We start from the raw sequence: 11,020 nt of genomic DNA on the forward strand, positions 1-11,020 counted from the left end.
ACTCTAAGTGCCAAAAATAATTTTGTGGTCTACTCAAATGAAAAGCGCTGTAAATAAATAGCAAGTTTATTTCCTGGACATACATAATATTAATGGGCCAACCAACTTAATTATCCTGGCTAGTTTTTGGATGATTCTCAACACTTCTAATATCTGGGGTCATCGTTAACTCATAAATCAATTGTCGCAGTATTCAATAGAATGTTTCTAAAACTGATAAGCGATCGCAATGTAATTAGCGATCGCTCTAAAACAGGTATTTTTTATAACTAAGAATGTATAGAGATTGTATAGAAGAAAAAGTTAATTAGAAGTCCAGGAAGCTAGATCTTGACAAGTGACTAAAAAAATAAAACAATAGTTTTTCAAATTCACAGGGGATCAAAAGTCTTTACTGAATGGAAATGAGGGGATGATTATTAGATTTGAGATAGAATCCGTTCGAGGCCACAACTGGAATGGAGAAGATTTCTGGTAACGTATTCTTGATTCATATCTTCAGGGCCTAACACTAATATTAACGGGCCAACTGACTGAATTATTCTAGTGCCACTACGCGCAAGTCAAAAGCGAGTGTGTAATTTTGAGGTTTCCTACGGGGCGTATAAAGTACGGAAATGATTCTGCACACAGCCCCTCCAGAATGCAAGACACACTCAAGACAGTCAAAAGTCAAAAGTTATTGATTGGTAAAGCTTTTAGTATTTTGTAACTGGTTAGTTATTTCTGCCATCCTGCACTAGCTAGTTTTTGGATGATTCTCAACATTTCTAGATATCTGAGGCGATCATTCACTAATAGACATCTCCAGAAAAGAGGGAACAGGGAACAGGGAACAGGGAACAGGGAAGAATAATTGATAATTTATGGATAAGAATTGATTTTATTTTTGATTTTTGGAGATGTCTAATGAATCAATCATCGGAGTATTGCATACAATATTTCTAGAACTAATAAGCGATGACGAGGTCATTAGCGACCGCTCTAAATTTGATTGAACAAATATTTTTTTGTCACAAGGTAAATGTAAAAATCTCAGTATCCGAAGATTAATTTTAATTTGAAATGTATAGTTAGGTGGGAGCAAGCGATCGCTTTTTTTTCTGTACTCTGATAATTTGACTAATGTAGATATTATTGTTTAGACCAGAGCGATCGCACATACAATCATCAATTTTGAGTTTAGGAGTTTTTCTGGCGACGGCTAGTTACTAAACCTGCAGTAACTACACCTAGACCGAATAATGTAGCTGGTTCGGGAACAATAGCGTTGTTAACCATATCAACGTCATCAACCTCACCAACAAATCCGCCATTTCCTAAGATAGAAACATCACTCATTGCAATGCTTGTTTGTGCAAACGTAAAGTCATTAGTATTTACACCAAAATAACTAGTAATCTGTGAAGCTATTTGATCAACACCTATACTTGTAAAGGTCAGGGCACTGCTAGTACCTAAGCCAACTACATCTTCAGTAAAACTACCAGTTAGAAAAGGACCATCAGCAACATCAAAAATTGTCATACCACCCTGAGTTTCAACTGTACCTGTAATTGTTAGACTACCACCAGCACCGAATATATATACAGGAGGACCCTCAAGAATATTGTCTCCTGTTGTAAAATTCAATTTACAATCAATACAGTTGAGTGCCAATCCTGAATTAGCAGGAGTGTCTATTCCCAATATCATATCTAGCACTAGGTCTGTACCAACAAGAGCGCCACCTTCACCATCATAGGAAAGTTCACCACCCATGTCGAAAACATCATCCAATTCAATAATGAAAGCATTAGCAACGTCTGCACCAGCAAACACAGTGCCTAAAGCGAAAGGAAGAGCAGCGATGGAAGCAACGATTTGGTTTTTCATTTTTTAGACTCCTAATAAGTTAATTATGTGTTTACTCAGTGATTATGAGGATCATACTTAATGATTCTTATATTTTTAACTACTTAACTTGAAGATTGATATTTTCTAGTAGTGTTAGCGGTTTGCGAACCTCTCTTGCCCTCACGAATATAATCTAGCTAATTTCACTTAGGCATTGCAACCCTTTTTGCGAGACTTTACTGAATCTTCAAAAAACTCCACTGCAAAATTTACTCTATGTTGTGAAATTTAACCAAGTATTTACGGAGATATAGCATTATTTTATTGCATTTGCATACCAGTATTAATAACTAGGCTAATAGTCATAGACGTATGGAATTATTTGATTTAAATTACTTCATATGTATCAAAAACTAGAAAAAACAGTTGTATATTGATTTCATACTCATTTAACAATTGATCCAAACAACTCAAGTATGTAACTAAGTATTTTCCGATATGTTAAAGTGAATTTTTATCGAATATAACAAGTTATTGCGAAGAATGTTTCAGATCACTGACAAAAAGAAATATAATATGCTAAAGACAAAAATCTAACTAAAATGTCACAATAATATGTAGAAGTCAGATCAAAGTAGAGGAGGCTTGGAATTGGCAACGTACAATACCAGGACACAAAATTAATGAGTAAGGATCTGAAATTCAATTCTGATTCCTGACTCCTGACTCCTTTCTTGATAAAAGTCCTTTTTTGTAATTAAGGAAAACTCTTATGGCTAATACCAGCAATTTTCGTCAAGCAATTCGTGAGGCCCAAAGTCAAAACATAGTTGGCCCTAATGTGATTTCTAACGCTCTACCTTTTGTAGGTGGTGGCCTAATTCTCACAGCAGTAGGTACTTTTGGTGGCCTACAAGTGCTACAGTCTAACCCTGGTCTATTTATGACCACATTCTGGATAGCACTGATCGGCGAACTAGCATTATTTTTTATTGCCCGTGGAATTGCGGAAAGAGGCAATAATAACGTAGCCCTACCTTTATTAGCTACTTACAGCTTGTTATCCGGCTATACCCTGAGTGGTTTAGTATTTGTGGCCTTAAGCACCCAAGGAGTAGGTATTGGGGGAGTAGGTTTTGCGGCCCTTGGTTGTGGTGTCACTTTTATTGGAGCTCGTCAAATAGGCTCAAATCTATCTGAAGAAGATGGCATGGCCTTGACTAAAACTGTCAGCTTGGGAATAATGGCTCTCTTAGTAGCAGTTGTGGGCCAAGTTATTTTTAGCTTTTTCGGTGTTTATACTCCAAGCTGGTTAGAAATAGGTATTTCTGGCGTAGGTGTATTTCTATTTGCTGGTGCTGCAGTAGTAGATTTTTACATCTTGCCTCGTACTTATCGCGACGAGCAGTATATTCCTGCAGCTCTCTCGATGTACTTAACTTACATCAACCTATTTATCTTTATTCTGCGACTTTTGATAGCTATTAATAGTCGCGACTAATTTATAAATCAGGGAATAGGGAATAGGGAACAGTGAGAAAAACATTTCCCTGTCTAAGATTTATCATCCGCATAAGTCCTAAGCAACTCTTTCCCTTTCTATAAGCTTTTCAGCAATTTTAGGTATAATCCCCCTTTGATGGACTAAAAGCAAGCAGAAGCGATACTAAAATTTGCTAAACCCGGTATTAGTGCTAAACCCAGCACTAAAATCAACCGGGTTTTATTGTATAGTTGGGAGTGTCAAATTTCTATTGAAAGGAGGCGATCGCCATGGAAGTATTAGACATTAAACGAGAAATTGAAAATTTGTCCTCTCGTCTGGGAAAAACCCAGGACTATCTTTGACGTTCCGGCACTAAAAGCAAAAATTCAAGATTTAGAGCAAGTTGCAGCTCAACCGGAATTTTGGGATGACCAAACAACGGCACAAAATACTCTGCAAGAGCTTAATGACCTCAAATCCCATCTACAGCAATATCAGCAATGGCAAAATAATCTAGAAGATACTAGGGCGATCTTTGAGTTATTGGAGCTAGAGACAGATGAGTCTTTATTAGAAGAAGCTCAAGCAACTATCTCTGGTCTCAACCAGGAATTAGACAGATGGGAACTACAGCAATTATTATCTGGTCTCTACGACCAAAATGGTGCAGTTATTAGTATTAATGCTGGTGCTGGAGGTACAGATGCTCAAGACTGGGCAGAAATGTTGTTGCGAATGTATACTCGTTGGGGAGAAAGCCATAACTATAAGGTACAGTTGGCAGAAATTTCTGAGGGAGATGAAGCAGGTATTAAGTCTGCAACTCTGGAAATTATCGGGCGCTATGCTTACGGTTATCTGAAAGCAGAAAAAGGTACTCACCGCTTGGTCAGAATTTCGCCTTTTAATGCCAATGGCAAACGTCAAACCAGTTTTGCTGGAGTGGAAGTGATGCCCGTGCTAGATAATTCTGTAGAGTTGGAAATTCCAGAAAAAGATTTGGAAATTACTACTTCTCGCTCTGGTGGTAAGGGTGGTCAAAACGTCAACAAAGTTGAAACAGCGGTGCGCATTGTTCATATTCCGACTGGTTTAGCTGTGCGTTGTACCCAAGAGCGCAGTCAGTTACAAAATAAGGAAAAAGCTTTAGCATTGCTCAAAGCTAGATTACTGATAATTGCCAAAGAGCAACGCGCTCAAGAAATTGGTGAGATTCGGGGTGATATGGTAGAAGCAGCTTGGGGTAATCAAATTCGTAACTATGTATTCCATCCTTATCAGATGGTAAAAGATTTACGAACTCAAAAAGAAACTACTGCTATTACAGATGTAATGAATGGCGAGCTAGACTCATTCATTGAAGCTTATCTCCGGCAGGAAAATCAAATGGTCGATACTCAGTCTGCTTAATAGTTTTGTGGAATGGGCATCTTGCCCGTTCGCCGCCCGTTCGCCGCCCGTTCGCCCGTTCGCCCGTTCCCATCCCTGATATTTTTGGGCAGGCAGGATGCCCGCCCCACTTATATTCATCTTAAGGTATGTTACACCACTACTGGACTGTACACTTTATTTACGCAGGGACTCTACTTATAGCAAGGGCGAATGGCATTCGCCCCTACTCCCTACCCCCTCTTTGACTGATAACTGATAACTGAAATGACCTAAAGTATGTCACAATAAAGATATTTTATCCCACCCTGACTATAATATGTCCTCATGTCAAAGGTCTACAGCACTACCGAGCTAATAGATATCCTGGCTGAAGAGCGCCAAGCTTGTCTGCAAGGCCAACGCCTGAATTTGGCAGCAACTCCCCGCACGGGAAACCCAGTAGTTGACCATTTTCTCAAACCAGAAGCTTTCCAAAAGTTTACTGCATATCAAGATTTTAAAGCTGCTGTTCATCGCTATCAAACAGAATATTTGGTCTCTGGTATTGTGTGGCGACAGGTGACAGTTAATGATAAGACGATTAATTTTCCTGTAGTGCATGAACAATTAATTGCGTTATTGAGCGATCTAGAAATTTTGCAGTCAGCAAAAGCTTCTGTGTTAAATTTCTGGAATCAGGTGACAATGGGGATGGACTTATATTTAAGTGTGGGTAGCGGTCGAGATTTTCGTAAAATAGAAATACAAGATGTAGAAGCGATCGCTCAACGTACAGAATGGGCAAATATGTTGAAGTGGGAAAAATCTAATTTTCTGGAGATGCTACTACAGTTAGGATGGGGAAAACCAGAGTTAGCAGCTTATCGTCGCGGCTGGCCTAATTCTGGAAGTGAGTATATTCATGCAGTGAAGCCAGGAAAGCAACCTATTTGTTAATATAGCTATCAGCGTTCAGTAGTCAGCAGTAAACGCTAATATAGTAGTTATGCGTAAGTCCTGTTCGTCTAAGTTTTCTGGTAAATGGTTAGCAATCGCCCGTTTTACAGAATATTTCAAATAAATGAGGTACAAATATAAATGTTAAAATGTTTGTATTGCGAGCATCTTGCCCGCGACTTGTGTACCTTAGCTAATAAAAAATCCGCTGTAAGTTTTATTATAACTGATACAGCAGATTCCACTTTGGTTAGGTACACGCGCGAGCAAGATGCTCGCACTAAGAACATTGAATTATTAATATCTGTACTTCATATAGTTGGAATCTGCTGTAACTGATAACTAGTAACTGAAAAAATGATTACATCGACAAAAACATTATGTTTAGGAGATCCTGCTCTTCCTTTTGCTTTACCAGATCAGTCAGGAGAATTATTATATTTAAGAGATAAAGCTGGTAAGCCATCAATTCTAATTTTTTATGCCTCTGATGAAATTCCTGCTTGTCAAGAGATAGCTTGTGCATTTAGAGACTTAATACCTACTTTTAATAAATTTAATTTACAAGTTCATCTAATTAGTTCTGACTCATCAGCAGTTCGTCAAAAATTTGCCAGAGAATATAATATTCCTTTTCCATTACTGTCAGATTCTAATAATAAAATCAGTCGTCAGTATGGTGTTTGTTTTCCTGGAGATAATGACCAGGAAACTATGCAATATAGCCGGGTAGCTTTTTTACTCGATCCTAACCAAAAAATAGTTAAAATTTATCATCTCAGATATTTATCAAGTAGTATTGAAGCAATATTAAAAGACATTAAAGATATACTGCCTAAAGAGGAACCTCGTCATATTCAGATGCAGGCTCCAGTACTGCTAATTCCTAATGTTTTTCCTCTAGAATATTGTAATTACTTGATTGATATTTGGCATACAAAAGGTAATGATGAATCAGGTTTTATGCGTAAAAAAGGTGAGAAAACTGTGGGATATATTGACCACGCTCATAAGATTAGAAGAGACCATTTTGTGAAAGATGAGGAAATTATTGCCAGTTTAAATCAAATTATGAGGTCAAGGATATTTCCAGAGATTAAAAAAGCTTTTAATTTTAATGTTACTAGAGAAGAAAGGTATAGAATAGCTCGTTATGATGGCAGTCTTGGTGGTTTTTTTAATGCACATCGAGATAATACTACGCCGGGTACAATACATCGAATATTTGCAATGACATTAAATTTGAATGTGGGTGAATATGAGGGAGGATTTTTAAGATTTCCAGAATACGGACCTCATTATTATAAACCTGATACTGGTAGTGCGGTAATTTTTTCTTCTTCTTTGATGCACGAAGCTACTCCGGTAACATCTGGTTTAAGGTTTGCACTTTTGAATTTTTTCTATGGAGATAAAGAGGCAGAAGCGAGGGTTAATTATGAAAATAGAGCGCAGAATGATTATGATGCAGTGGTTAGAATTCAGAAGTCCAGTAGGGTGTGTTAGCGAAGCATAACGCACCGAAACATCAGGGATAGGCGGTGCGTTAAAATTTCTATTTTCAAACAAATACTCATAAATAAGGTGCGTTACATTTCATTAACGCACCCTACTAAAACCCTACTACAAACAAAAGCTTTTTTTATCACTTATTGGAATGCCTAATTATAGAAGACCTAATATTTCTGGTGGAACGTATTTTATCACTCAAGTAACTTATCAAAGAGAAACTTGGCTGTGTGGCGAAGTTGGTAGAAAAGCTCTCAGAGAAGCGATCGAAAGGGTAAAGGAGAAACATCCTTTTTCTATTGATGCTTTTGTTTTACTACCAGAGCATTTTCATTGTCTGTGGACTTTGCCTCCCAATGATGGAGATTTTTCAATGAGATTGCGACTAATTAAAACTTATGTTACCAAACATTATGGGCAAGAATTAGCTATTAATCGAGAAATTTCTCTGTCACGACAAAAGCGAAAGGAAAGCAATCTTTGGCAGCGTCGTTTTTGGGAGCATTTGATTCGAGATGAACAAGATTTTGCCAACCATTGTGATTATATTCATTATAATCCTGTTCGACATGGGTTGTGTACAAATCCCCAAGATTGGCAATTTTCCAGTATTCATCGGTTTATAGCTCAGGGAATTTATCCAGCAAATTGGGGAAGGGATGGGAGTCCAGAAATACCCCAAGGAATTTGGGATGAATAAAATTTGGTAGGGTGTGTTAGCGTTTGCGCAGCATTCCGTTTGCGAAGCATTCCGCAGGAAAGGAAAGCGTAACGCACCGAAACATATGGGATAGACGATGCGTTAAAATTTCCATTTTCATACCAATACTCATAAATTAAGGTGCGTTACATTTCATTAACGCACCCTACTGGACTGATATATAATTTAATACCAAAGATTTAGAATAGACTATTGTGAAATTATGGATTTATTTTCAATTGCCAAAATAGCAGCACCAATTGCAGGACCTTTGGCAAATGTTGCTGTTAAAAAAGGATTTCAACTTATCAATAAAACAGACATACAAAAAGCAATTGAAGCTGGAATAAAAGCTGTGGAAAAAGAAGAAGAAAAATTCCCTGAACAACAGCGTTTATTTTATTCAGCTAAAAAAGATGGTTTGTCTGGAACTGATAATTTTTTAAATTATTATTTTAGTAATTCTGGCGTTTTAGCAGAATTGGAAAAGCCTTTAACTAATCAAGGCAAACCAGATATTAAAATTTTAACTGAAATATTTAAACAAGCAGCAGAAACTAAAAATATTAAATTAACTGAATCAATTCTACCCAACTGGATAGAAATCTTTGTTAATGCTTATTTTCAAAACACCACAACTTATATTAAATTCCAAGTTGCTAAAGAAGATTATTTTACGCAGCTAAACACTTGGTTAGATCATGTTATTTTTGCTGGCATTAATGTTGCGCCACAAGAAGAAGAAAGAAAAATTTTAGTTGATATTTTTGTGATGCCAGAGGTGAAGGAAGAGGCTTATAAACAAGATTTTCTATTAGCAGAAACTCCAGAAAAACTAGAAAATAAACTCTTGGTAAATACTTCTGGTCGTAAATTTTTAGCTTCTCAGTTGTTGAGTGAAAATAAGTCTCAAAAATTTGTCATATTGGGTGGACCTGGTTCTGGTAAAACAACCTTAATGAGTTATTTCGCTCTAATGTTGGCACAGAAACAGTCTCAAATTTTGGGTTTAGACCGCGATCGTGACTGGTTGCCTATTCTAATCAGAATACGAGATTTTGTCAGAGATTTAGATAAAACTATTCCGGAACATATTCGTGTATTTGCTGAAACAAATATGGCACTCCAAGATTTGCCGACAGGATTTTTTGAGCATTGGTTGGAAGATGGTAGAGCTTTGATATTACTGGATGGTTTGGATGAGGTGGCGGAAGAAGGCAAACGTTATGATGTTGTGAAGCGTATAGAGACTTTTTTACAGAAATTTGATAAAAATCCAGCAATTATCACATCTCGCCCTGTGGGTTATCGGCGCGACTTTTTCAACACAGCAGAATTTCCCCACTATCAAATGCAGTCTTTTGATGATGAAAAAATTTCCCTGTTTCTTGATAACTGGTACAATAGTCGTTTTGCAGAACCACAGCAAGCGCAAAGGTGGAAGGAAAGTTTACAAAGAGCGTTGGGTGAGAATGACCGGATTAAATTATTGGCAAGAAATCCGTTGTTATTGACGATTATTGCTTTGATTCATCGGTATCAGGCGGTTTTGCCCAAGCAAAGGAATAAACTTTATGAAAAAGCAGTGGAGACATTGTTGGTTTCTTGGGATGAAATCAAGGAATTGAGCAGTCAGCAGCGACTGAAGCATTTGGATATGGACGATCTGAAACGGTTGATGGAATTGTTGGCACATTGGGTACATACTCAGGGAAAATTTGGGAATGAGGAAGAGGGTGGTACTTTGATAGATAAGGATGACTTGATTGAAAAGTTGAACCGGGAGATTCGGGAATTAAAGGATTTAAAGTTGTATCAAGCACAGGAAGAAACAGGAAGATTTCTGGAGTTGATTCAGGGGCGCACTGGTTTATTGAATGAGCAGGGGCAAGATTATTATGCTTTTGTGCATAAAACGTTTCAAGAATATTTGTGCGCTCAAGAGATTCAATATCGGGCAAAAAATGAGTATGATTTAGGAATTATTTTGAGTTGTATTCGGGAGAATTTGCACGATGCTCACTGGCGCGAAGTTTTACTATTGCTGATAGCGGAACAAAATCCTAAAGCTGCTGCAAAGGCTATTCGGATGATTTTGCAGAATGGTAGCGAATATGAGGAATGGCTGCATCGGGATTTGTTATTTGCTGGTTATTGTTTGGCAGAAAATCCGAAGGGGATGCGAAAAGCTGATGGTAAGTTGGTGCAGGAAATTTTAGAGGCATTGGTTGAGTTGGAGGTGAGTAAAGATGAGCGGGTTGGTTATAGGGTGCGTAGTCAGGTTTTTCAAATTTTTTGTAGTTTGAGTGAAACTGACTTTGAAGAGCAAGCTTTAGAAATGTTGAAAGAGCGATCGGATTTAATTGATGAGTGGCGACTGTGGGGATATCAAGTTAGATTAGGAGAAAAAGATCGGGTAATTCCATTGTTTGTAGAAAAGCTTTTGGATGAAAAGAAATCCATAATCGTTTTTTTTCGGCGCTTCAATTCGGCCATATTGGATCAAATTTCGGAGGATGTAGTTCAGGCTATATTGCCACTGCTTCAGGATGACAATTCTGATGTGCGTGAGAGCGCAGTCAGTGCTTTGCGTGAATTAGGCAACACTTCGGAGGGTGTAGTTAAGGCTCTATTTCCACTTCTTGGGGATGATAGTTTTTTTGTTCGTTCGACAGCAGCCTTAGCTTTGGGCGAATTAGGCAACACTTCGGAGGGTGTAGTTAAGGCTCTATTTCCACTTCTTGGGGATGAGAATTCTAGTGTGCGTTCGACGGCAGCCTTAGCTTTAAGCAACTTAGGCAACAGCTCAGAGGAAGTAGTTAATGCTCTACTAGAGCTGCTTTGGGATGATGATTCTTATGTGCGTCTGAGTGCAGCCGAAGCTTTGGGAAATTTAGGCAACAGCTCAGAGGATGTAGTTAATGCTTTATTATCCTTGCTTGGTGATGAGAATTTTGATGTGCGTGGGAACACAGCCTTAGCTTTGGGGGAATTAGGCAACAGTTCGGAGAATATAGTTAATGCTCTACTAGAGCTGCTTTGGGATGATGATTCTTATGTGCGTGGGTGGGCAGCCTATGCTTTGGGTAAATTAGGCAATAGTTCCGAGGATGTAGTGAATGCTCTATTATCCCTGCTTGAGGATGAGAATTCTGATGTGC

General features: G+C 38.0%; 7 protein-coding genes. 6 read left to right on the forward strand and 1 reads right to left on the reverse strand.

Features of this window, described 5'->3' with window-relative positions; all coding sequences use genetic code 11:
• Positions 1–1,182 precede the first annotated feature (1,182 nt).
• The gene (locus AC3DU7_RS13550) at positions 1,183–1,875 is read right to left on the reverse strand and encodes a PEP-CTERM sorting domain-containing protein (RefSeq protein WP_488039866.1); all 693 of its coding nucleotides are present in this window, start codon (positions 1,873–1,875) and stop codon (positions 1,183–1,185) included.
• A 733-nt stretch (positions 1,876–2,608) separates the two neighbouring features.
• Here AC3DU7_RS13550 and AC3DU7_RS13555 point away from each other — a divergent pair.
• The 6 genes from AC3DU7_RS13555 to AC3DU7_RS13580 form a co-directional block, all read left to right on the forward strand.
• Positions 2,609–3,337 (forward strand): Bax inhibitor-1/YccA family protein, encoded by a 729-nt coding sequence (locus AC3DU7_RS13555; protein ID WP_488039867.1) that lies wholly within the window; start codon positions 2,609–2,611, stop codon positions 3,335–3,337.
• 272 nt (positions 3,338–3,609) lie between these two features.
• Positions 3,610–4,732 (forward strand): peptide chain release factor 2 gene (gene prfB, locus AC3DU7_RS13560; RefSeq protein ID WP_488039868.1). Its coding sequence is split into 2 segments (ribosomal slippage): positions 3,610–3,681 and positions 3,683–4,732, totalling 1,122 coding nucleotides; the frame shifts between segments, so codons are not numbered across the junction.
• Positions 4,733–5,038: 306 nt separating this feature from the next.
• The gene (locus AC3DU7_RS13565) at positions 5,039–5,650 is read left to right on the forward strand and encodes a hypothetical protein (RefSeq protein ID WP_488039869.1); all 612 of its coding nucleotides are present in this window, start codon (positions 5,039–5,041) and stop codon (positions 5,648–5,650) included.
• Positions 5,651–6,007: 357 nt separating this feature from the next.
• Entirely contained in the window at positions 6,008–7,156 is a 1,149-nt protein-coding gene (locus AC3DU7_RS13570; protein ID WP_488039870.1) for a redoxin domain-containing protein, read from the forward strand.
• A 151-nt stretch (positions 7,157–7,307) separates the two neighbouring features.
• A complete protein-coding gene (locus AC3DU7_RS13575; protein WP_488039871.1) occupies positions 7,308–7,859 on the forward strand; it encodes an REP-associated tyrosine transposase in 552 nt (183 codons plus the stop codon).
• Between the two features lie 223 nt (positions 7,860–8,082).
• Positions 8,083–11,020: NACHT domain-containing protein (locus AC3DU7_RS13580; RefSeq protein WP_488039872.1), on the forward strand; the 2,938-nt coding region annotated here is incomplete at its 3' end.

The sequence above is a fragment of the Okeania sp. genome, assembly GCF_983059655.1.

What these genes read in the sequence shown, in the direction of transcription:
- AC3DU7_RS13565 (WP_488039869.1), top strand. Translation starts at nt 5,039, where the DNA reads ATGTCAAAGGTCTACAGCACTACCGAGCTAATAGATATCCTGGCTGAA.
- AC3DU7_RS13550 (WP_488039866.1), bottom strand. Translation starts at nt 1,875, where the DNA reads ATGAAAAACCAAATCGTTGCTTCCATCGCTGCTCTTCCTTTCGCTTTA.
- AC3DU7_RS13575 (WP_488039871.1), top strand. Translation starts at nt 7,308, where the DNA reads ATGCCTAATTATAGAAGACCTAATATTTCTGGTGGAACGTATTTTATC.
- AC3DU7_RS13570 (WP_488039870.1), top strand. Translation starts at nt 6,008, where the DNA reads ATGATTACATCGACAAAAACATTATGTTTAGGAGATCCTGCTCTTCCT.
- AC3DU7_RS13555 (WP_488039867.1), top strand. Translation starts at nt 2,609, where the DNA reads ATGGCTAATACCAGCAATTTTCGTCAAGCAATTCGTGAGGCCCAAAGT.